At 65.1% G+C, this 20,428-nt stretch carries 17 protein-coding genes and 1 tRNA gene; 7 read left to right on the forward strand and 11 right to left on the reverse strand.

Annotated features, from left to right (window positions below; translation table 11 throughout):
* The first annotated feature begins 131 nt into the window (after window positions 1-131).
* On the forward strand, window positions 132-815 hold the full coding sequence (locus IVA96_RS05700; RefSeq protein ID WP_247415972.1) for a GntR family transcriptional regulator: 684 nt from the start codon (window positions 132-134) through the stop codon (window positions 813-815).
* Between the two features lie 12 nt (window positions 816-827).
* On the opposite strand, the gene ybaK is transcribed toward IVA96_RS05700, so the two are convergent.
* The 7 genes from ybaK to mobB form a co-directional block, all read right to left on the reverse strand.
* On the reverse strand, window positions 828-1,301 hold the full coding sequence (ybaK, locus tag IVA96_RS05705) for a Cys-tRNA(Pro) deacylase (protein WP_247415974.1): 474 nt from the start codon (window positions 1,299-1,301) through the stop codon (window positions 828-830).
* 278 nt (window positions 1,302-1,579) lie between these two features.
* Window positions 1,580-4,348: a formate dehydrogenase subunit alpha gene (gene fdhF, locus IVA96_RS05710; RefSeq protein ID WP_247415976.1), complete on the reverse strand. Its 2,769-nt coding sequence runs from the start codon at window positions 4,346-4,348 to the stop codon at window positions 1,580-1,582.
* Window positions 4,345-6,048 carry an NADH-ubiquinone oxidoreductase-F iron-sulfur binding region domain-containing protein gene (locus tag IVA96_RS05715; protein WP_247415978.1) on the reverse strand — a complete coding sequence of 568 codons (1,704 nt, stop codon included), beginning with the start codon at window positions 6,046-6,048 and terminating at the stop codon, window positions 4,345-4,347. Before IVA96_RS05715 ends, fdhF begins: the two co-directional genes overlap by 4 nt.
* A gap of 149 nt (window positions 6,049-6,197) precedes the next feature.
* Entirely contained in the window at window positions 6,198-7,850 is a 1,653-nt protein-coding gene (locus IVA96_RS05720; protein WP_247415980.1) for an OFA family MFS transporter, read from the reverse strand.
* 315 nt (window positions 7,851-8,165) lie between these two features.
* On the reverse strand, window positions 8,166-8,429 hold the full coding sequence (locus tag IVA96_RS05725; RefSeq protein WP_247415982.1) for a sulfurtransferase TusA family protein: 264 nt from the start codon (window positions 8,427-8,429) through the stop codon (window positions 8,166-8,168).
* Window positions 8,430-8,475: 46 nt separating this feature from the next.
* Window positions 8,476-9,732 carry a gephyrin-like molybdotransferase Glp gene (gene glp, locus IVA96_RS05730; RefSeq protein WP_247415984.1) on the reverse strand — a complete coding sequence of 419 codons (1,257 nt, stop codon included), beginning with the start codon at window positions 9,730-9,732 and terminating at the stop codon, window positions 8,476-8,478.
* Window positions 9,733-9,741: 9 nt separating this feature from the next.
* Window positions 9,742-10,269, reverse strand: coding sequence for a molybdopterin-guanine dinucleotide biosynthesis protein B (mobB, locus tag IVA96_RS05735; protein WP_247415986.1), 528 nt, complete (start codon window positions 10,267-10,269; stop codon window positions 9,742-9,744).
* A gap of 104 nt (window positions 10,270-10,373) precedes the next feature.
* Here mobB and fdhD point away from each other — a divergent pair, with 104 nt between their 5' ends.
* The gene (gene fdhD / locus IVA96_RS05740; RefSeq protein ID WP_247280789.1) at window positions 10,374-11,264 is read left to right on the forward strand and encodes a formate dehydrogenase accessory sulfurtransferase FdhD; all 891 of its coding nucleotides are present in this window, start codon (window positions 10,374-10,376) and stop codon (window positions 11,262-11,264) included.
* Window position 11,265: 1 nt separating this feature from the next.
* Entirely contained in the window at window positions 11,266-11,901 is a 636-nt protein-coding gene (gene mobA, locus IVA96_RS05745; protein ID WP_346275309.1) for a molybdenum cofactor guanylyltransferase MobA, read from the forward strand.
* 32 nt (window positions 11,902-11,933) lie between these two features.
* Here the strand turns inward: mobA and IVA96_RS05750 are convergent, their stop codons facing one another.
* Genes IVA96_RS05750 through IVA96_RS05760 form a run of 3 tightly spaced genes read right to left on the reverse strand, consistent with a single transcriptional unit; the run spans window position 11,934 to window position 15,891 of the window.
* Entirely contained in the window at window positions 11,934-13,883 is a 1,950-nt protein-coding gene (locus IVA96_RS05750) for a molybdopterin biosynthesis protein (protein ID WP_247415987.1), read from the reverse strand.
* 13 nt (window positions 13,884-13,896) lie between these two features.
* A complete protein-coding gene (locus tag IVA96_RS05755; protein ID WP_247415989.1) occupies window positions 13,897-15,003 on the reverse strand; it encodes a molybdopterin-binding protein in 1,107 nt (368 codons plus the stop codon).
* A 54-nt stretch (window positions 15,004-15,057) separates the two neighbouring features.
* On the reverse strand, window positions 15,058-15,891 hold the full coding sequence (locus tag IVA96_RS05760; protein WP_247415991.1) for a substrate-binding domain-containing protein: 834 nt from the start codon (window positions 15,889-15,891) through the stop codon (window positions 15,058-15,060).
* A 30-nt stretch (window positions 15,892-15,921) separates the two neighbouring features.
* Here IVA96_RS05760 and IVA96_RS05765 point away from each other — a divergent pair, with 30 nt between their 5' ends.
* Window positions 15,922-16,173 carry a hypothetical protein gene (locus tag IVA96_RS05765; RefSeq protein ID WP_247415992.1) on the forward strand — a complete coding sequence of 84 codons (252 nt, stop codon included), beginning with the start codon at window positions 15,922-15,924 and terminating at the stop codon, window positions 16,171-16,173.
* Window positions 16,174-16,270: 97 nt separating this feature from the next.
* Entirely contained in the window at window positions 16,271-17,500 is a 1,230-nt protein-coding gene (locus IVA96_RS05770; RefSeq protein WP_247280793.1) for an ABC transporter substrate-binding protein, read from the forward strand.
* A 19-nt stretch (window positions 17,501-17,519) separates the two neighbouring features.
* On the opposite strand, the gene IVA96_RS05775 is transcribed toward IVA96_RS05770, so the two are convergent.
* Window positions 17,520-18,485, reverse strand: a complete 966-nt coding sequence (locus IVA96_RS05775) for a TAXI family TRAP transporter solute-binding subunit (RefSeq protein WP_247415997.1) — start codon at window positions 18,483-18,485, stop codon at window positions 17,520-17,522.
* A gap of 106 nt (window positions 18,486-18,591) precedes the next feature.
* Here IVA96_RS05775 and IVA96_RS05780 point away from each other — a divergent pair, with 106 nt between their 5' ends.
* Window positions 18,592-19,566 (forward strand): tripartite tricarboxylate transporter substrate binding protein, encoded by a 975-nt coding sequence (locus IVA96_RS05780; protein ID WP_247416000.1) that lies wholly within the window; start codon window positions 18,592-18,594, stop codon window positions 19,564-19,566.
* 341 nt (window positions 19,567-19,907) lie between these two features.
* Window positions 19,908-19,983 (forward strand) — tRNA-Ile (locus tag IVA96_RS05785).
* Window positions 19,984-20,428: the final 445 nt, after the last annotated feature.

Raw genomic sequence — 20,428 nt, forward strand, 5'->3', positions numbered from 1 at the left:
CAGATTAGAGACAATCCGCCGTCAGCGGCCATGTCCAAGCACGACCGATGTTGCGTACCTTTGTATACAAAGATATACATAAGGGACGCAAGCGGCGCGTCTTGCATGGGCAGGATGCGCATCGAGGAACAATGGCCAAACGCCCGGCAAGGACAGGCGGAACGATCGCGCGCGGCGGTGGTGTCGCGCTGGGCGAAGCGGTGTTCCGTTCGCTCTGCGAGGCGCTTCAGGCCGGCAGCTACCGTGCCGGCGACCGCCTGCGCGAGGAAGAGGTCGCGCAGCGGCTGAAGGTCAGCCGCACCCCGGTTCGCGAAGCCCTGGGACGCCTCGCGGCACGCGGCTTCGTCGAGCCGGCCGGCGGCCGCGGGCTGATCGTGCGCAATCTCGACATATCCGAGGTGCTCGAGCTCTACGCCATGCGCGAGATCATGGAAGGCGCCGCTGCGCGCCTAGCCGCCGAACACGCCTCCGCCACGGAGATCGACGCGCTCCGCGATATCGAGCAAGCCTTTGTCGAGACCTCCGCGAGCCACGCTGCCGAGCTGGCGCGGCTCAACCGCGCCTTCCACGAGGCAATCTGCCGCGCCGCGCGCAACCGCTACCTCGACAATGCGTCGCGCGAATTGCAGGACTGGATCGCCCTGCTCGGACTGACCACCTTCACCGTGACAGGCCGCCCCAAGACAAGCCACGGCGAGCACCAGGCCATCATCGGCGCTATCGCTGCCCGCGACGGCGGCAAGGCCGAGCAGCTCGCGCGCGCCCATATCCGCGAGGCGCTGCGCTGCCGGCTCAAGCTGCTGCAGAAGCAATAGGCGCGAGGCGCCTCAGGCAATCACATCCGCGACGACTGCTGTCAGAACGTCGCGCACATCAGCCGGCCTCACCCGCAGCTGCAAGCCGCGCTGGCCGCCATTGAGATAGACCTGGTCATGCACGAGCGCGCTCCGCTCGAGCACAGTGCGCACCGCCTTCCGCTGCCCGAACGGACTGATACCACCAACCTTGAAGCCGGTCAGGCGCTCGGCCTCTGACGGCTTCATCATCTGCGCCGACTTGCCGCCCGCAGCGATGGCGAGCTTCTTCATGGAGACTTCCTGGTTGGACGGGACGATCACGCAGACCGGCTTGCCGTCAACCACCGCCATCAGCGTCTTCAACACGCGCGCCGGGTCTTCACCGAGCGCGGAGGCGGCCTGGAGCCCGATGCTCTCGGCGTCGGGATCGTAGTCGTAAGTGTGGAGGGTGAAGGCAACTCCGGCGGATTCAAGCGCCCGCGTGGCTGGGGTGGCTTTGGACATCAGTCGCATTTACCACCGTCATTGCGAGGAGCGAAGCGTTGTGGGGGAGCCGTGACCACACGTTCGCTGTCATCGCCCGGCTTGCCGTCTTCGCTAAAGCTTCGCCGGCCGAGCACCATTGGGGGCCCGGCGTAGCTTTGCGGAGACGGGACCGGGTGATCCAGTACTCCGAGACGGCTGTGATCAAACCGATGGGCGGCGGCGTACTGGATGCCCCGCCTTCGCTGAGCATGACACTGATTTGGGAGCAGCCCGAGCGATCGTATCGCGGCTTTCCCCTACTCCGCAGCGTCCCGCATTTCCACGCGTTCGGCCCTGGCCGCGCAGAACTTGAATTCCGGGATCTTGCCGAAGGGATCGAGCGCCGGGTTGGTCAACAGGTTCGCCGCCGCCTCTGCGTAGCAGAACGGCATGAACACCATGTTCTCCGGCACGTCGCGGTCGGAGCGCACTTTGACCTCGACGGCGCCGCGGCGGGTCTCCAGGCGAATGAAGTCGCCCGGCGCGAGCCTCTTCTTGCGCATGTCCTTCGGCGACATGAACGCGACCGCCTCGGGCTCGATCTGGTCGAGCACCTGCGCGCGGCGCGTCATCGAGCCGGTGTGCCAGTGCTCGAGCACGCGGCCCGTCGACAGCACCATCGGATATTCGGCGTCGGGCAGCTCGTCCGGCGGAATGACCTTGGCCGGCACGATCTTGCCGCGGCCGCTCGCGGTCGGGAAGCCCGTGGTGAAGATGATCTCGTTGCCGGGCTTGTCGGGAGAGTCGGCCGGATAGGTGACTGCGCCTTCGCGCACTAGCCGTTCCCAGGTGATGTTCTTCAGCGACGGCATCAGCTCCGCCATCTCGGTGTAGACGTCGCCGGGGCCGGTGTAATTCCACGGCAGCCCCATGCGCTTGCCGATCTCCTGGATGATCCAGAGATCCTGCCGCGCATCGCCGGGCGGCTTGATCACCTGGCGCGCGAGCTGCACGCGACGGTCGGTGTTGGTGAAGGAGCCGTCCTTCTCGGCGAAGGCCGAGGCCGGCAGGATCACGTCGGCGTGGAACGCTGTCTCGGTAACGAAGAGATCCTGCACCACGAGATGATCGAGCATGGCCAGCGCGTGGCGTGCGTGCTGGAGGTCGGGATCGGACATCGCGGGGTTCTCGCCCTCGATGTACATGCCCTTGATCTCGCCGGCGTGGATGGCATTCATGATCTCGACCACGGTCAGGCCGCGGACGGGGTCGAGATCCTGTTGCCACAGCTTCTCGAAAGCGCCGCGCATGTCGTCGCGTCCGACCGGCTGGTAGTCCGGCAGGAACATCGGGATCAGGCCGGCATCGGAGGCGCCCTGCACGTTGTTCTGGCCGCGCAGCGGATGCAGGCCGGTCCCGGGACGGCCGACCTGCCCGGTGATCAGCGCCAGCGCAATCAGGCAGCGCGCATTGTCGGTGCCATGGACGTGCTGGCTGATACCCATGCCCCAGAAGATGATCGACGATTTTGCGCGCGCATAGGTCCGCGCGACCTCGCGCAAGGTCTGCGCCGGGACGCCGCAGATCGGCTCCATCTTCTCCGGCGTGAACTCCTTGATCTTCTCCTTGAGCTCGTCAAAGCCTTCGGTATAGCCGGCGATGTATTGGTCGTCGGTCAAGCCTTCGGTGATGATCGTGTTGATCATCGCATTCAGCATGGCGACGTCGGAGCCCGGCTTGAACTGCAGATGCTTGGTCGCATGACGCGACAGCGACTGCCGGCGCGGATCCATCACGAACAGTTTTGCACCGTTCTGCTTGACCGCGTTCTTGATGAAGGTCGCCGCGACCGGATGGTTCACGGTGGGATTTGCGCCGATCACGACGATGACCTCGGCATCCATGGCTGCGGAGAACGGCGCCGACACCGCGCCCGAGCTCAGGCCTTCGAACAGCGCTGCCACGGACGAGGCATGACACAGACGGGTGCAGTGATCGACGTTGTTCGAACCGAAGCCGGTACGCACCAGCTTCTGGAACAGATAGGCCTCTTCGTTCGAACCCTTGGCCGAGCCGAAGCCCGCCAGCGCCTTCGCGCCCTTCTCATCGCGGATCTTGACCAGACCCTTGGCCGCGATGTCGAGCGCTTCGTCCCAGCTCGCTTCGCGGAAATGGGTGAAGGGATTGGCCGGGTCGACCTGGTCGTTGGCATCCTTCTTCGCATTCGGCAGCCGCACCAGCGGCTTGGTCAGGCGGTGCGGATGGTGGATGTAGTCGAAGCCGAAGCGGCCCTTGACGCAGAGGCGGTTGTGATTGGCGGGGCCGTCGCGGCCCTCCGCGTAGATCACCTTCTCGTCCTTGACCTCGTAGGTCACTTGGCAGCCGACGCCGCAGAACGGGCAGAGGGAATCCACCTTCCTGTCGGCATAGGTGACGCGCGTTTGCTTGTCGTCGAGCATCACGGCCGGCATCAACGCGCCGGTCGGGCAGGCCTGCACGCATTCACCGCAGGCGACGCAGGTCGATTCCCCCATGGGATCGTCGAAGTCGAACACGATCTTGGCGCCGGCATTGCGGTAGGCCATGCCGATGACGTCGTTGACCTGGACCTCGCGGCAGGCACGCACGCACAGGCCGCACTGGATGCAGGCGTCGAGATTGACGCGCATCGCCGGATGGCTCGCGTCGGTCGCCCAGCGCTCGGCAGCGGGGAAGCGGCTCTCGGTGACACCCGTCGTCTCGGCCCAATGCCAGAACTTGGAATCCGGATCGTGCGAGGTCTCACGCGCCGGCTGGTCGGCGACGAGCAGCTCCATCACCATTTTTTGCGCAGCGACGGCGCGCGCGCTTTCGGTCTTCACCTTCATGCCGACCGACGGCGTGCGCTTGCAGGACGCCGCGAGCACGCGCTCGCCCTCGATCTCGACCATGCAGGCACGGCAATTGCCGTCGGGGCGATAGTCGGGAGCCGGCGAATAACAGAGGTGCGGGATCTCGCGGCCCTGGCGCTGGGCCACCTGCCAGATCGTCTCGCCGGGTTTCGCTTCGACCTGCTTGCCGTCGAGCTCGAACGTAATCTTGGTCATTCGGCCGCTTCCTTGAACTCGTCAGGGAAATATTTGATTACCGAGGACAGCGGATTCGATGCCGCCTGTCCGAGCCCGCAGATCGAGGCGTCGCGCATCGCCTGGCTCAATTCTTCCAGCAAGGCCCGGTTCCAGACCGGCTTCTGCATCAGCAGCGCAGCCTTCTGGGTTCCGACGCGGCACGGCGTGCACTGACCGCAGCTCTCGTCCTCGAAGAACTTCATCAGGTTTAGTGCCGCTGCGCGCACGCTGTCCTTGTGCGACAGGATCACGATCGCGGCGGAGCCGATGAAGCAGCCGTATTTCTCCAGCGTGCCGAAATCGAGCGGGATGTCGTCCATCGACGCCGGCAGGATGCCGCCCGACGCGCCGCCCGGGAGGTACGCGTAGAATTGATGGCCGTCGGCCATGCCGCCGCAATATTCATCGATCAGCTCGCGCACGGTGATGCCCGCAGGCGCGAGCTTCATGCCGGGATTCTTGACGCGGCCCGAGACCGAGAAGCTGCGCAGGCCATGCCGCTCATGGCGGCCATTGCCCTTCCACCAGTCGGCTCCCTTCTCGACGATGTCGCGCACCCACCACAACGTCTCGATGTTGTTGATCAGCGTCGGCAGGCCGAACAGGCCGACTTGGAAGGGATAAGGCGGCTTGTGCCTGGGCAGGCCGCGCTTGCCTTCGATGCTCTCCAGCAGTGAGGATTCCTCGCCGCAGATATAGGCACCGGCGCCGCGGCGCATATGCAGCGTCGGACCGCCCGGCGGGAGCTTGGCGATCTCGCGCTCCAGGATCTCGCGTGAGGCCGGATATTCGTCGCGCAGATAGATGTAGACGTCGGAGGCTTGCACCACATGCGCGCCGATCAGCATGCCCTCGATGAAGCGATGCGGATCGGTTTCGAGATAGTAGCGGTCCTTGAACGTGCCGGGCTCGCCTTCGTCGCCGTTGATCGCCATCAAGCGCGGGCCGGGTTCGCCCAGCACCGCACGCCATTTGCGCCCCGTCGGGAAGCCGGCGCCACCGAGACCGCGGAGCGAAGCGTCATCGAGCGCCTTCAGCAGGTTGTCCTTCGGTAATTCGCCGGAGCGGAGGCGATTGAGCAGCTTGTAGCCGCCGCCGGCAACATAGGCGTCGTAATCGACATATTTCGGCAGATGCGCGTGAGTGTCGCCGGCCTTCGCGGCCGCCATGACATTGGCGACGGTCGCGTGGTCGACGAAGTTGTGGCCGACCTCAGCGGCAGGCGCCGTATCGCAACGGCCGACGCAGGGCGCGCGTACCACGCGAATGCCGGGACCCGATGCGCTCTGCAAATCTTGCAGCAGCTTCTCGCCGCCGAGCATCGCGCAGGTCAGCGAATCGCAGACGCGGATCGTCAGCGGGTCGATGTCAGGCTCACCTTCTTTCACCACGTCGAAATGCGCGTAAAAGGTCGCGGTCTCGAACACCTCGGCAAAGGCGAGCTTCATCTCGTCGGCGAGCGCGGCGAGATGCGCGGCCGAAATCTGGTGGTACTTGTCCTGGATCAGGTGCAGATGTTCGATCAGCAGGTCGCGCCGCCGCGGCCTGTCGCCGAGCAGCTGCTCGATTTCGTGCGCGGCCGTGGGGTCGACCTGTCTTCCCTTAGAGGTCGCCTTGGCTCGCTTCCGGCCCTCGCCGGGATGTTCGAACGAGCGGACCTGTTGCACGTCGTGGCTCATCGCTGCGTCTCGTAGCCCTTCTTGGAATATATCCAATCCTAGTCCCTGGCATACCAGATGCCAAGAGAATTCTTGCGCTCAAATAAGCATTTAAGGGCATGCGGCCAATAAGGCCGCATGCCCTGCACGCCACGAAGAGGTTTGCGCGATCAGAGGATCTTAACCGCGCTCTCGAGCGTCTTGTAGACACCCCACGCCAGCGGAACGCAGACGAAGAGCCAGAACAGTGCTGCCTTGACATCGAGGCCGCCGGTGCCGATTCCGAACGAGCCGGTCTGCACGGTGGCGGCGCCCGCATTCGCCGCCTGCAATTTGGCGACGTCGGCCTCGCTCATGTACCATTTCGGATCGACCGGCTTGACCAAGTAGTTGCAGATGATGCCAGCGATCAGCATCGCACAAAGAATGTACATAGTGGTGTTGTAGAGCTGGTCGCGCGGAACGCCCGCCGCGAGTTGGAACTCGCGAATGTAGTTCACCACGACCGGGCCGATGATGCCTGCGGTGGACCACGCCGTCAGGAGCCGGCCGTGAATGGCGCCGACGAACTGGGTACCGAACATGTCGGCGAGATAGGCCGGCACGGTCGCGAATCCACCGCCATACATCGACAGGATGATACCGAAGCCGAGCACGAAGAGCAGCTTCGAGCCCATCGCCGCAAAGGTCGGCGCCAGCGCGTAGAGAACGATGCCGAGAATAAAGAACGTGTAGTAGGTGTTCTTGCGGCCGATCGTGTCCGACAGCGTTGCCCAGAAGAAGCGGCCGCCGATGTTGAACAGCGATAGCAGGCCGGCGAAGCCCGCCGCAATTCCAGCGATAACCGTCTTCTGCTCGACCGAGAGCTGACCAAAGGTAAGCTCCGGATGTCCGATCAGCTTGCCAGCAAAGATTTCCTGGAGCATCGGAGAGGCCATTCCGATCACGCCGATGCCCGCCGACACGTTCAGACACAGCACCCACCAGATCAGCCAGAACTGCGGCGTCTTGTGCGCGTTGTTGAGATGGACATGATGCTCGGAGATCATCGTCTTCTTCTCGCTCGGCGGCGTCCACCCTTCAGGCTTCCAGCCAGCCGGCGTCACGCGATAAGCGAAAGCGCCGATGGTCATGAAGATGAAATAGACGACGGCCATGACGACGAAGGCCTGCCATACACCGACATCGGTCGAGGTCTTGAAGTAGTTGATCAGGAGGTTGGCAAATGGCGCGCCGATCATGGCGCCGCCGCCGAAACCCATGATTGCCATACCGGTCGCCATGCCGCGGCGGTCGGGAAACCATTTGATCAGCGTCGACACCGGCGAGATGTAACCGAGACCAAGACCTATGCCGCCGATCACGCCGGAGCCCAGCCACATGATCCAGAGCTGGTGGGTATAGATGCCGATCGCGCCAAGCAGCAGGCCACCGCACCAGCATAGCGCAGCAACGAAGCCTGCTTTGCGCGGACCGACCCGCTCCAGCCAGCCGCCCCAAACAGCGGCGGCAACGCCGAGCACGACGAAGAACAGGGTGAACATCCATCCCAGACTCGCAACCTTCCAGTCGCAGGTGGTGGTGAAGAGCTCTTGCCACAGCGACATATCCGGACAGGCTTTCGGCGCCGTGATGCCGATGGCTCGGGAAAGCGGCAGCCAGAACACTGAGAAGCCATAGGCCATGCCGATGCAGAGATGAATGCACAGCGCCGCCGGCGGCACCAGCCAGCGATTGAATCCGGCGGTCGCGATGGTCCGCTCGCGATCAAGAACCCCCGCACCACGGCCCGAAATGGTCCCGGCGCTCTCAACACTAGCCATGCATTCCTCCCCTGAGGCCGCCCTTCTGAGCAGCCTGCCCTAAGATCCTGATCTCCAGTCCAGCGACGCAGCCAAGTGTCCCTGCTGCTCCGCTCAGTGATTCGACGCGCGTCAGGATCGTCACGCGCATCCGAAATGCTAACCCTTCGGGCGGGATGCTATGCCCTATACGACATACAGGCATTGTGAGCGCGGCCCGTCGATCAGCGTGTCGCAGACAAGACTCAACCTCCGCGCCTGAACGGAGAAAGCCAATTTGCAGAAGCCATGAGCGATGTCGATAGACAAATGGTCGGTATCAGCGCGGTAACGTTCTCAAGAACGCGACGCACCATTAGCACTCTCTATCGAACGATTTGTTTTCTCTATCAAGAACACGATGCGCGCGTCGTTGCGCTCGGTGATCTCCACCGTGTCGCCGGTCTCGCGGATCAAGTTCGGAATGTCAATCACCGACAAGGGATCGGTGCAGTGAACCTCGAGCTGATCGCCGGGCTGCAACGGCTTCAGCGCTTTTCGGGTCTTCAGGGCGGGCAACGGACATTTTAACCCGGTGAGGTCGAGCGTCGTTCTGGTCATGGGCGTACCATGGCGGGGCCGATCGATGGCGTCAACGCAAGGACCGCTAGAGCAGATCGGCATAGAACAAGAAGCCTACGTCCTGTCCAGGTTCGACCTGCGTGATGTCTTCGCCAAGCTCAACGAGGCCACCGGTCTCCACCAGTGAGGACAATAGCCCGGCTCCCTCGCGCGGGAACTTGATGACCTCCAGCGTGCCATCCTTTCCGCGCCGCAAGGAGGCGCGAACATATTCGCGCCTGCCTTCTTTCTTCCTGTAGGTGAACGCAGCACGCACAGGGATCGGCAAGTGCGGCTCCGGCAGGGAACCGGCCAGCGCCAGCACCGTCGGCCGCACCACATGCACGAAGGTGACAAAGCTCGCAACGGGATTGCCGGGCAATCCGATCAGCGGCGTGCCGTCGATGATGCCCATCGCCACCGGTCGGCCGGGCTTGATCGCCATCCGCCACAGCACCAGCGAGCCGACGCTCTCAACCGCCGCCTTGACGTGATCCTCCTCGCCGGTGGAGACGCCGCCAGTGGTGAGGATCAGGTCATGATCGCCTGCAACCTGCTTCAGGCCATGGGCAAGCGAGGTACGCTCGTCCCGCAAGATGCCGAGATCGCTGACCTCGCAGCCGAGCCGGCGCAGCATCGCCATCAGCATGAAGCGGTTGGAATCGAACAGTTGCGAGGCCGCGCGCGGCTCGCCGGGCGAGGCCAGCTCGTCACCGGTCGAGAAAACTGCGACGCGGATGCGCCTGACGACGTCGAGGCCGGTCAGGCCGAACGCCGCCGCAAGGGCGACATGCTGCGGCCGCAAGCGCTGCCCGGCGCGCAGCGCGACATACCCTTCAGGAATGTCTTCGCCCGCAGGGCGGACATTGGCACCCGGCTTCAATCCCGGAGGCAGCACCACCTTGCCGGACTTATCGACGCGGACATCTTCCTGCATGAAGACGGTTTCGGCGCCCAGTGGCATCGGCGCGCCCGTGAAGATGCGCGCGGTGTGGCCGGGCTTGATCGGCGCCTGTGCAAGGCCGCCGGCCTGGATACGGCCGTCGAGCGGCAACGCTTGCTCGGTGCTTTGCGGAAGATCCGCGTTGCGCACGGCGTAACCATCGACGGCGGAGTTGGTGAAGGGCGGCAGCGGCAAAGGCGCTGCGATGTCGCGCGCCAGTACGCGTCCGTCCGCGTCGACGAGCGCAACCGTTTCGAGATCGGCGATCGCATTGACGCGCGTGGTGATCAGGCCAACGGCCTCATCCACCGACATCATCGGGCCGCCGAAGGCAAAGCAATCGTCCGATAGTTGCGCCATGGTGCCTCGTCAGCGCATCGCGGCGCTTTTCGCCACCGCTTCGTCGACCGGCATCGCCGCGCGCAGCAACAAAGCCGCGGCGGCCGGAATATCGTCGAGATGGACAGTCGGCAGGCGGGTGTCAACCGCGACGTCGGCGACAATCCCGGCAATGCCGGGATCGTCTGGAAACAGCAGTGGCTTGCCATTGCCGCCGCGATGCACCTCGATCTTGCGATGTGGCTCGCGCTTAAAACCTTCGACCACGACCAGATCGACCGCGGATAGCTTGCTCAACAGTTCCGGCAGCCGCGGCTCCTTGGCGCCGCGCAGCTCGTGCATCAGGGCCCAACGGTTCGCCGAAGCAACCAGCACCTCGGCCGCGCCGGCCTCGCGATGGCGCCAGGAATCCTTGCCGGGCACGTCGACGTCGAACTGGTGATGCGCATGCTTGATCACGGAAACACGCAGGCCCTGCGCGTTGAAATGCGGGATCAGCCGCGTCAACAGCGTGGTCTTGCCCGCCCCACTCCAGCCTGCAAGCCCGATGACTTTCATAACCGCCCGATCTCCGCCAACGGCTCACGAGCCGATGGAACCTCCGGCCTTTCCCCGCCATGCTTATATCGGCTTGATCCGAATGTCATGCTAACCTCGTGGCCATGATGAAGATCGACAAGACGCCGGTGCCCCTGATCGTCCCTGACACGGACGACCCGCGCCTGACCCAGAGCGTGACCGGGACTGACCAGACTGGCGCCAGGGTCGAGATCAAGGTGCCGATGGAGCGGCCACTGACGCTCTACCTGAATTCGCAGGAGATCGTCACCATGATGACGATCGGCGACTATCCGGAATATCTGGCGCTCGGCTACCTACTGAACCAGAACATGCTGAAATACAATGACGAGGTCACTGAGGTCGAATACGACGACGACCTGCAGGTGGTCGTGGTGCGCACCTCACATCACACCAATTTCGAGGCCAAGCTGAAGAAGCGCACGCAGACCTCGGGCTGCGCGCAGGGCACAGCTTTCGGCGACCTGCTGGAAGCGGTCGAGAGCGTCGCACTGCCGAAGGCAGAGCTGCGCACCTCGTGGCTGTACCAGATGACCCAGACCATCAACACCATGCCCTCGCTCTATCTGGAGGCCGGCGCAATCCATGGCTGCGTGCTGTGCAAGGAGGGCACCCCGCTCTGCTACACCGAGGACGTCGGCCGCCACAATGCGGTCGACAAGATCGCGGGCTGGATGTACCGCCACGGCGTCGATGCCTCCGACAAGATCCTCTACACCACGGGACGCCTCACGTCGGAGATGGTGATCAAGACCGTGCGGATGGGGATTCCGATCCTGGTGTCGCGCTCCGGCTTCACCGCCTGGGGCGTCGATCTCGCAAGACAGGTCGGGCTGACGCTGGTCGGGCGCACGCGCGGAAAACGCTTCATCGCACTCGCGGGCGAGGACCGCATCGTCTACGACCAGAATCTCGCTTACGTCGAGGAGGAATCGGCCAAGCACAAGCGCAAGGGTGAAGGTGGTGACGACTAGGATTCCGGCGACGAGTGTTCCGCCGACTGTTGGCGTGCTGCTCGCCGGCGGTCTCGCCCGGCGCATGGGCGGGGGTGACAAGCCAATGCGCAGCATCGGCGGCTGCACCATCCTGGAGCGTGTGATCGCGCGCCTTGCACCCCAATGCAGCGGGATGATCCTCAATGCCAACGGCGATCCCGCGCGCTTCGCCGCGTTCGGCTTGCAGGTGGTCGCCGACGACGTGCCCGGCTTTCCCGGCCCGCTCGCCGGCATCCTCGCGGCGCTCGACTGGACCGCGGCGAACCGGCCGAACATCGAGTGGGTGCTCAGCGCCGCGGGCGACTGCCCGTTCCTGCCGCGCGATCTGGTCACCCGCCTGCATGAGGCGCGCGCGCGCGAGAACGCGCAGCTCGCGGTCGCGGCATCAGGCGATCAGTCGCATCCGGTGATCGGTCTGTGGCGCGTGGACCTGCGTGAGGAGCTACGCCACGCGCTCGTGGTCGAGGACCTCCGCAAGATCGACCGCTGGACCGCTCGCTATCCGCTGGCGACGGTGAGATGGCCGACCGAGCCGCTCGACCCGTTCTTCAATGCCAATACTGTCGAGGACATCGCCGAGGCCGAGCGGCTGGCGGCGCTGGATGAGGCGTCCTAGCGCGCTTACGACGTGGCCGCATGCGGGGCCGTTCACGCAGGCCGAAATCCGGCGCGCTCCAGCGCCGCGCGCGCCTCATGCGAGCCGAGCGCATCGAGAAAGGCCTGCACTGCCGGCCGGTCTTTGCGCGCCGTCACCAGCGCGAAGTCATAATGCTCCTCCGCGAGCGGAATGAAATCGAGGTCGCCCGCATGGGCGACCGGCGCAATGGTCACGCCCCAGTCGGCGCGGTGCTGGGCGACGGCGGCGGCCACCGCATTGTGCGAGCGCGGCTGGTTCCAATAGCCCTCCGGGCGGGCGCCGCCGAGCAGCCGATCGATCAGGATGCGCGTGCCGGCGCCTTGATTGCGGTTGACCATGATGCAGGTGGGATCAGAGATCGCAGCCGCGACCGCCTCCTTCGCACTGAGGCCTTCGAAACGCTTGTCGCCTTTGCGGAAGACGATGCCCTGCATCCGCCGCCAGCCCGGCACGAGCACAAGCCCCTCGACGAGATAGGGCGAGTTGTAGGTCTCGCTTCTGTCGTCGAACAGATGGATCGGCGCGAGATCGCATTCGCCGCGCCGCGCCGCCGCGAGCCCGCCGAGGCTGCCGACGGCGATCGAGCGGACGGAAAGACCGGCACGTGCGAGGTGTGCCGTGACGAGATCGAGGCCGGTGCAATGGCTGCCGACGATGACGAGATCCGGCACGCGCACATGCGGCGTGAACAGGGTTACCTCGGCTTCAGTCTCGGCCGGCATCTGGTCGGCGAGCGCGTCGATGCGCAAAAAGCCGTCGGCCTGCGCGAATGACGTGATCGCACCAGACCCCTTGCCGGAGGGGTAGGCGATCAGGCCGCCGCGCCCCTCGACCAGCGAGACCATGACGAATTCGGTGCGGCCGAGCTCCGAGGCGATGCGGACCGGCACGGTCGCGCTGACCTTGGCATCGGAGCGCGGCGGCAGCCCGGCCATCCTGCGCAGCACCGGCACGATCATGTCGTGGAAGGTGAACATCGCCGAGGTCGGAAAGCCCGGCAAGATCACCACCGGCTTGCCGTCGCACACCGCAAGGCACAGCGGCTTGCCGGGCTTGAGCGCCACGCCATGCGCGATGATTCCGGGCTGGCCGAGCCGGCCGATGATGCGATGGGACAGGTCGCCCGCGCCTTTCGACGTGCCGCCCGACAGCACCAGCATGTCGGCATCCGCCAGCGCGCGGCGCATGGCGGCTTCGAGCTTGGCTTCATCATCGGGAATGGCGCCGAGGAAGACCGCCTGGCCGCCATTCTCGTCGATCGCAGCAGTGACGATCGCACCATTGGTGTCGTAGATCTCGGCGGGCGCGAGCAGCTCTCCTGGCTGCACCAATTCGTCGCCGGTGGAGATGACGGCCACAAGCGGCTTGCGCGCGACATTCACCTCGGCGACGCCGCAAGCGGCCAGCATGCCGATCTCGCGCGAACCGATGATCGTCCCCGCACGCAGCAGCGCTTCGCCGCGCGCGATGTCGGATCCGGCATAGGCGACGAATTGCCCGGGAGACGTGGCGCGACGGACCTCGATCGCGTCCGATCCTGCCGGCTGGGTGTGCTCGACCATGACGACAGCGTCGGCGCCGCGGGGCAGCGGACCGCCGGTGGCGATCGCCGTTGCGGACCCAGCCGCCACTTGCAGCCTCGGGGCGGTGCCGCAATGGATCTCTTCATCATTGAGCTCGAGACGAGCGGGTGCACCTTCCCGCGCCGCAACGACATCGGCGGAGCGGACGGCAAAACCGTCGACATTGGAGCGGTCGAACGGCGGAACATCGATCGGTGCCGTGACGTCTTCGGCGAGCGCCGCACCGAGTGCATCGGCGAGCCTGCACGGTGCACTCGGAATCGACCGCGGGAACAGCGCCGCCTCGAAACGTGCCAGCGCTTCCTCGCGCGACAGGATCTTAAGGAATTGCTCCTGTTCGAGCGCGCTGCGCTCTTGCGATCGCGGAATCATCGTCATGCCGGACCCCATATCATTCCCGCATCAGATAGGCACCGACCGGCGTGCCCGCCGCAAATCCCTCGTGGCTGGCGGGGACGAGCAGCCATGCATCGGCGCGGACGATGGCCTGGAGCGGCCATTCGCCCACGGCAAGCGGCATCCACGCATGATGTTCCTCGACCAGCAGGGCCATTTCTGCGATGCCCACACCGGATGCAATCTTGCGTGCGAGCGGCAAGGTCAGCTGTCGGCGTGGCCGGCGCGCCGACAAGTGATCGATGAGCGGCAGCACGAGCGCGAGCCAGGCCGCGAGCGCATGATCGGGCGAGCCGGGCAAGGCGACAATCGGAACCTTTGCGAGCCGGCCGACCGCAGCGGTGCGTCCAGGCTGGAGCGCAAGGCCATGGGCAAGCACCTCGCCACGCTGGGCCAGCGCCGCGACAGCTGCATCCCCATGGCCGACGCCACTGCCGCCGACCGTCAGCAGCAGATCGCAGGAGGAAGCGTCGAGCGCCTCGGCAATCGATGCTCCGTCGCGCGCGCCGGCCTCACACGTCTTCACCTCCAGCCCCGACGCGCGCGCGATCCCGGCGATCATCTGCGCCGTTGCCGTTGCGCCCGGCACGTTGACGATGCGCAGCCGCGGCCGCCGCACGCTGAACTTTTCCAGATGCGCGACGCGCGCGATCAGCAGATCGGCCGCGCCGATCGGATAACCCTCGGCGCCAGCGGGCGTGCGCGCGGCGACGTCGCTTCCGGCGCGCCTGACGCCCTGCCCCGGCACGGCCTCGGCCAGCACCTGCGCGAGCGGACCTGACAGCTCGACCGCACCGGCGTCGAGCACGCAGTCGCATCCCTCCGGCATCGCCTCACCGGCATCGACCCATGCAGGAGCCATCGCCAGTGGCAGCGGCGAATACGCGGACGCACCGACGAGATCATTGGCGGAGAGCGCCCAACCGTCTGCGGCGGCAATGTCGCGCGGGGGATAGGCGGCAAGCAGCGGAGCGCCCAGCGCGACGCAGCCGCTCGCTTCTGCCAGCGGCAACTCCATCGGCGCGACAGGATCGACGCCTCGCAGCAACGTGGCGAGCGCAGTGTCGAGCGGCGTGAGCGAGGACGGCAGGCGCTGAATCATGCGCCATGATGGACCATGCATCGCCCGGTTTGGCAACCGCCAGCGCTACGGACATTACCCGCCCGACCTGTCCGAATTGGGGAAGAACAGCTGCTGCCCATCGATCTTGTAGCCGGCGATCGCGGTCTGCCCCTCCGGCGAGGTCAGCCAGTCGATGAAGGTCTGCGCGAGGTCCTTCTTCACGTTCGGAAACTTGTCGGGGTTCACCAGCATCACGCCGTACTGATTGAGCAGTCGCCTGTCGCCTTCGACGACGATACCGAGATCGCCGCGATCCCTGAACGAGATCCAGCTGCCGCGGTCCGACAGCGCATAGGCGTTCGCGGCGCGCGCGGCCTCGAGGGCCGCCTTCATGCCCGGCCCGGCCTCGCGATACCAGGCGCCCTTGGCGCTCGCGATGTCGATGCCGGCGACGATCCAGAGCGCGAGCTCCGCGGCATGGGTGCCCGAGCGGTCACCGCGCGTCACGAACGGCGTCCCCTTGGCCTCGATCGCCTTCAGCGCGGTCGCGATGTCTTTGCCCTTCACGCCCGCGGGATCGCTCTTCGGCCCGATCAGCACATAATCGCTGTACATCACGTCGAGGCGCTTCACGCCAAAACCGTCGGCAACGAATTTCTCCTCCTGCGGTCGCGCATGCATCAGCACGACGTCGACTTCGCCCCTTCGCGCCCCGTCGAGCACTTCATCGGCGCGCCGCACGATCACCGTCACGTCGATGCCGGTCTTCGCGCGGAAGATCGGCAGCAGATAATCGAGCAGGCCGGACTCCTGCGTCGCCGTCGTCGACGCGAGGACGATGCCGCGCTCCTCAGCGGATGACGCCGCAACGCCCGCGGCAAGGCCGCAGAGAAGCGCGAATGCAACGGACAGGCGGCGGACGGCCATGATCGGGTTCCCATTGGCTTTGTCGGAATCATGATGATGATCGATTGCGCCGCACTCGTGACGCATCGGGGCTCCTTGCGCTCCGCGCCGGCCAGACCGATTGCGGCATCGCCTGCGCGCGGCGGCGGCGCGCTCGACCTCGCGATGCGGCAGCGCAGCTATTTCCGCCCCGCCATGCAGGCCCTGCCCCGGCTGCTCGGCGAAGCGCGGCCGCGCCAGCGTGCCAAGGAGCCCACCGGCTACGACCCTTCGCCGGCCCGACGGAGCCGCTTCGCCGCCTGACATTGACGCCCGCCCCCAAATAGTTGCAAAAGAAACCAATTCAGCCGGGCATACCCGGGCAACACCGGCCAACGAGCCGGATCAGGGGAGGAGAACCATGAATCCAATCAGGTTTGGACTGCCGGTCGCGGCCGCCTTCGCCGCGACGTTCTCGGCGGCGGCGCTGCTGCCGGATGCGGCAATGGCGCAGGTGTCCGACGACGTCGTCAAGATCGGCGTACTCACCGACATGAACGGGCCGGCCTCCGCACCGACCGGCCAGGGCTCGGTGACGGCGGCGCAGATGGCGATCGACGATTTCGGCGGCACCGTGCTCGGCAAGCCGATCAGCGTCGTGATCGGCGACCACCAGCTCAAGGCCGACATCGGCGGCACGATCGCGCGGCGCTGGTACGACGTCGACCAGGTCGATCTGATCGTCGACGTGCCGGTCTCCGCGGTCGGGCTCGCGGTGCAGAACGTCGCCAATGAGAAGAAGCGGCTGTTCATCACCCACTCAACCGGCACCGCGGATTTCCACGGCAAGTTCTGCTCTCCTTATGCGATCCAATGGGTGTTCGACACCCGCGCCCTCGCGGTCGGCACCGCCGATGCGGTGGTCAAGCGCGGCGGCGACAGCTGGTTCTTCATTACCGACGACTACGCCTTCGGCCATTCGCTGGAGCGCGACGCTTCCGCCGTCGTCACCGCCAATGGCGGCAAGGTGCTGGGCTCGGTCCGGCCCCCGCTGGCGACGCCCGACCTCTCCTCCTTCGTGCTGCAGGCGCAGGCCTCCAAGGCCAAGATCATCGGCATTGCCGCCGGCCCCCCCAACAACATGAACGAGATCAAGACCGGCTCCGAGTTCGGCGTGTTCAAGGGCGGCCAGCAGATGGCGGCGCTGCTGGCGCTGATCACCGACATCCACGGCCTCGGCCTGCAGGCTGCGCAGGGCCTGCTCCTGACGACGTCGTTCTATTGGGACATGGACGACAAGACCCGCGAATGGTCGAAGCGGTATTTCGCCAAGATGAACAAGATGCCGTCGATGTGGCAGGCCGGCGTCTATTCCAGCGTGATGCACTATCTCAACGCGATCAAGGAAACCGGCACAGACGATCCGCTCAAGGTCGCCGCAAAAATGCGCGAGAAGCCGATCGAAGATTTCTTCGCCCGCAACGGCCGCTTGCGCGAGGACAACCTGATGGTGCACGACCTCTGGCTGGTGCAGGTGAAGACGCCGGAGGAGAGCAAATATCCGTGGGACTATTACAAGATCCTCACGACCATTTCCGGCGACAAGGCGTTCGGGCCGCCGGATCCGGCGTGTCCGCTGGTGAAGAAGTGACGATCGCCTAAAGCGATCGTCACTTCGCCACGCCGATCTCGCGAAAATACGTCATCACGCCCGGATGGATCAGCTCCGGCTTCGGCGCTGCCGCGACTGTGTTCGCGGCCGTCGTCTCGCAGGCCTGGGCGAGCTTCTTGCAGAACGTCGCCTCGACGCCGTGCAGCGTCTTGGCGAGGCGATAGGCGACATCGTCAGGCAGATCCTCGCGCGTCAGCACAAAACTCCACGAGCCGAGCGAGGCGATCGGCTCCGTCTGCTTCGGATAACTATTGGCCGGCACGGTAAGCGGCTTGAGGAACGCATGCTTGGCGCGGATGCGCGCGATCTCGTCCAGCTCAGGCGCAATGAAGCGCGCGCCTGATGCGCTCGATGCCACCGCGGCAAAGCCGGGCCAGCCGATGCCGGCGCCCCACAGCGCGGCGACGCGGCCGTCTTCGACCATCGCCGGGCCGTCGCCGGCGCGGTCGAGATAGACCGCCTTGAAATCCTCGTCCTGCTTCAGGCCGAGTCCGTCAAGCACATAGCGCGCCAGGATCGGCAGGCCCGAGCCTTTGGCGCCGAAGGCCACGGGCTGTCCGACCAGATCGTGAATCGTCTTGTAGGGACTGTCCGCCCGCACCACGAACATGCCAGGGTTGGAATAGATCGCGGTGAGAATCTTCAGCGCCACCTTCGCACGGCCAATGCCGGCGAAGGCCTCGTAGGCCGGCTCGCCTGCGACCAGCGCGAGATCAAGCTCGCCCTTCTCCAAATGCGGAATGTTCTCGCTGCTGCCCTTGGTGTTGCGCGGGACGACGGAAATTTGCGGGTCGGCTGCGTTCATCACCTCCGCGAAGGCGTTGCCATACAGTGGAAAGCCGCCGCCGGGTGTTGCGGTGCCCAAACTGATCGTCGTGGTCGAAATGGCCGTGCCTCCGGTCTGGGCAGCAGCGGGGCCAAAGAGCAGCGCCGCACTGACGAGGATGAACGTTGCGAATCTCATGGTCGCTCCCGCGGACCTGCGTCAACACCGACTTGCGACGATGTAGGCAGCAGCCGGATTTTGTGAAAGCATGTCGCCCAAAGACAATAAAGCAATGGGAGGCGTGATGTTGCGAATTTTGCGTAGTGGTGTTTTCGGGCTCGTCGTTTTTGCCACGCTTTTCGGCGCCACGCCGCGCGCCTCCGCTGCGTATCCCGACCGCCCCGTGCACTGGCTGATCGGCTTTTCCGCCGGCGGCCCGGTCGACATCGTGGCGCGGATCATGGCGCAGTGGCTGTCGGACCGCCTCGGCCAGCAATTCATCGTCGAGAACCGCACCGGCTCCGGCGGCAACATCGCGGCCGCCGCCGCGATCAATTCGCCGCCGGACGGCTACACGCTGCTGTTCGTCGCGCCCAACAATGCGATCTCGACCTCGCTCTACAAGAAGCTGCCGTTCGACTTTCTGCGCGACACCGTGCCGGTCGCCAGCATCATGCAGCTCACCAACATGCTGGTCGTCTCCAACGCGTTTCCGGCGAAGACGGTTCAGGAGTTCATCGACTATTGCAAGGCCAATCCCGGCAAGGTCTCCTTTGCCTCGTCCGGCAACGGCACCTCGGTGCATATGTCGGCGGAGCTGTTCAAGGTGATGACCAAATGCGACATGGTGCACGTGCCCTATCGCGGCTCGGCGATCGCCTTCCCCGACATCATCTCCAACAAGGTGCAGCTGATCTTCGACAACCTGCCCTCCGCGCTGGAGCAGGCCAAGGGCGGCAATGTCCGCGCGTTAGGGGTGACCTCGCCGCAGCGCTGGCCGAGCGTTCCCGACGTGCCCGCGATCGCCGAGACCGTGCCGGGCTTCGAAGCGGTCGGCTTCTACGGCATCTCCGCGCCGAAGGGCACCCCAAGCGAGGTGATCGAGATCCTCAACAAGGCGGTGGGCGAAGCGCTGAAGGACCCGAAGCTGGTGGCACGCCTGGCGGAGACCGGCGGCATCCCCAAGCCGATGACGCCCGCCGAGTTCGGCAAGCTGGTCGCGGACGAGACCGAGAAGTGGCGGAAGGTGGTCGAGTTCGCCGGCGTGTCGGTGGATTAGGGCCCCGCGGCGGGTGCGGTTGCTCGCCGGCAAAACGTTCGGGGGACCGGCGGGCCCCTCACCACAAAAGTGCGAAAACAACCCCATGCACAGTAGAAGACGTGAGCAATTTCAGCGGGTTAAGACGGCCGCCGGCACATGACCGCAGAGCCGTTTGACTCGTCGGGCAAAACAGTGGCAAAATGCGACTATTCCGAATCCCGCAATCCACCGAAAGGCCGCGCTTGCCACGCGGCGCCGGCGTTCCGTTGAGCAGAGCCAGCATTGCACCCCCGCCCCAGGCCCTGTAAACGAACCGCGCACCGTTGCCGGCCGCTTGCAAAAGTGGCCGCCTCGCGGCGGGGCCTGTAGCTCAATGGTTAGAGCCGGCCGCTCATAACGGTCTGGTTGCAGGTTCGAGTCCTGCCGGGCCCACCAATGAATCAAGGGCTTAGCTGCTTCACGGCTTATTGGTCACTGCACCAGAAATGCTCCGCTTCGTTGCTCCAAGCGGAGGTTCAGCAGTCCGCAAGCTACTTCTCCGGCTTCGATGTGGCTACCATGGCTCCGCGCAATCGTAGATTTGGCGGCGAATTCGCAATCGGATTCCAGGCATCGGGCGTCAGTTCTGTGATCCGATGAGCCTTAAGCAATCGAGAACCTGCGAGCGGAACATGCAGCTCGGCGATATCGACAGCGGCGCATCCAGATGAGCCTGGGATTGTGGACGAATTGGAATAGGTGGGCGTACTCTTTGGTCTGCTCCAACCTCGAAAGCAGACATAGCCGCTCCCTGATCGAAGGTCGGCTGAGGGCCCAGGCTGTGAAAACTCAAAGGCTGAACTTGCGCGTGGAATTTTCATCTCTATTGCGTCGTTGCGGA

It is taken from the genome of Bradyrhizobium sp. 159 (assembly GCF_023073795.1).
Classification (GTDB): Bacteria; Pseudomonadota; Alphaproteobacteria; order Rhizobiales; family Xanthobacteraceae; genus Bradyrhizobium.

What these genes read in the sequence shown, in the direction of transcription:
- IVA96_RS05700 (WP_247415972.1), top strand. Translation starts at nt 132, where the DNA reads ATGGCCAAACGCCCGGCAAGGACAGGCGGAACGATCGCGCGCGGCGGT.
- ybaK (WP_247415974.1), bottom strand. Translation starts at nt 1,301, where the DNA reads ATGTCCAAAGCCACCCCAGCCACGCGGGCGCTTGAATCCGCCGGAGTT.
- fdhF (WP_247415976.1), bottom strand. Translation starts at nt 4,348, where the DNA reads ATGACCAAGATTACGTTCGAGCTCGACGGCAAGCAGGTCGAAGCGAAA.
- IVA96_RS05715 (WP_247415978.1), bottom strand. Translation starts at nt 6,048, where the DNA reads ATGAGCCACGACGTGCAACAGGTCCGCTCGTTCGAACATCCCGGCGAG.
- IVA96_RS05720 (WP_247415980.1), bottom strand. Translation starts at nt 7,850, where the DNA reads ATGGCTAGTGTTGAGAGCGCCGGGACCATTTCGGGCCGTGGTGCGGGG.
- IVA96_RS05725 (WP_247415982.1), bottom strand. Translation starts at nt 8,429, where the DNA reads ATGACCAGAACGACGCTCGACCTCACCGGGTTAAAATGTCCGTTGCCC.
- glp (WP_247415984.1), bottom strand. Translation starts at nt 9,732, where the DNA reads ATGGCGCAACTATCGGACGATTGCTTTGCCTTCGGCGGCCCGATGATG.
- mobB (WP_247415986.1), bottom strand. Translation starts at nt 10,269, where the DNA reads ATGAAAGTCATCGGGCTTGCAGGCTGGAGTGGGGCGGGCAAGACCACG.
- fdhD (WP_247280789.1), top strand. Translation starts at nt 10,374, where the DNA reads ATGATGAAGATCGACAAGACGCCGGTGCCCCTGATCGTCCCTGACACG.
- IVA96_RS05750 (WP_247415987.1), bottom strand. Translation starts at nt 13,883, where the DNA reads ATGACGATGATTCCGCGATCGCAAGAGCGCAGCGCGCTCGAACAGGAG.
- IVA96_RS05755 (WP_247415989.1), bottom strand. Translation starts at nt 15,003, where the DNA reads ATGATTCAGCGCCTGCCGTCCTCGCTCACGCCGCTCGACACTGCGCTC.
- IVA96_RS05760 (WP_247415991.1), bottom strand. Translation starts at nt 15,891, where the DNA reads ATGGCCGTCCGCCGCCTGTCCGTTGCATTCGCGCTTCTCTGCGGCCTT.
- IVA96_RS05765 (WP_247415992.1), top strand. Translation starts at nt 15,922, where the DNA reads ATGATGATGATCGATTGCGCCGCACTCGTGACGCATCGGGGCTCCTTG.
- IVA96_RS05770 (WP_247280793.1), top strand. Translation starts at nt 16,271, where the DNA reads ATGAATCCAATCAGGTTTGGACTGCCGGTCGCGGCCGCCTTCGCCGCG.
- IVA96_RS05775 (WP_247415997.1), bottom strand. Translation starts at nt 18,485, where the DNA reads ATGAGATTCGCAACGTTCATCCTCGTCAGTGCGGCGCTGCTCTTTGGC.
- IVA96_RS05780 (WP_247416000.1), top strand. Translation starts at nt 18,592, where the DNA reads ATGTTGCGAATTTTGCGTAGTGGTGTTTTCGGGCTCGTCGTTTTTGCC.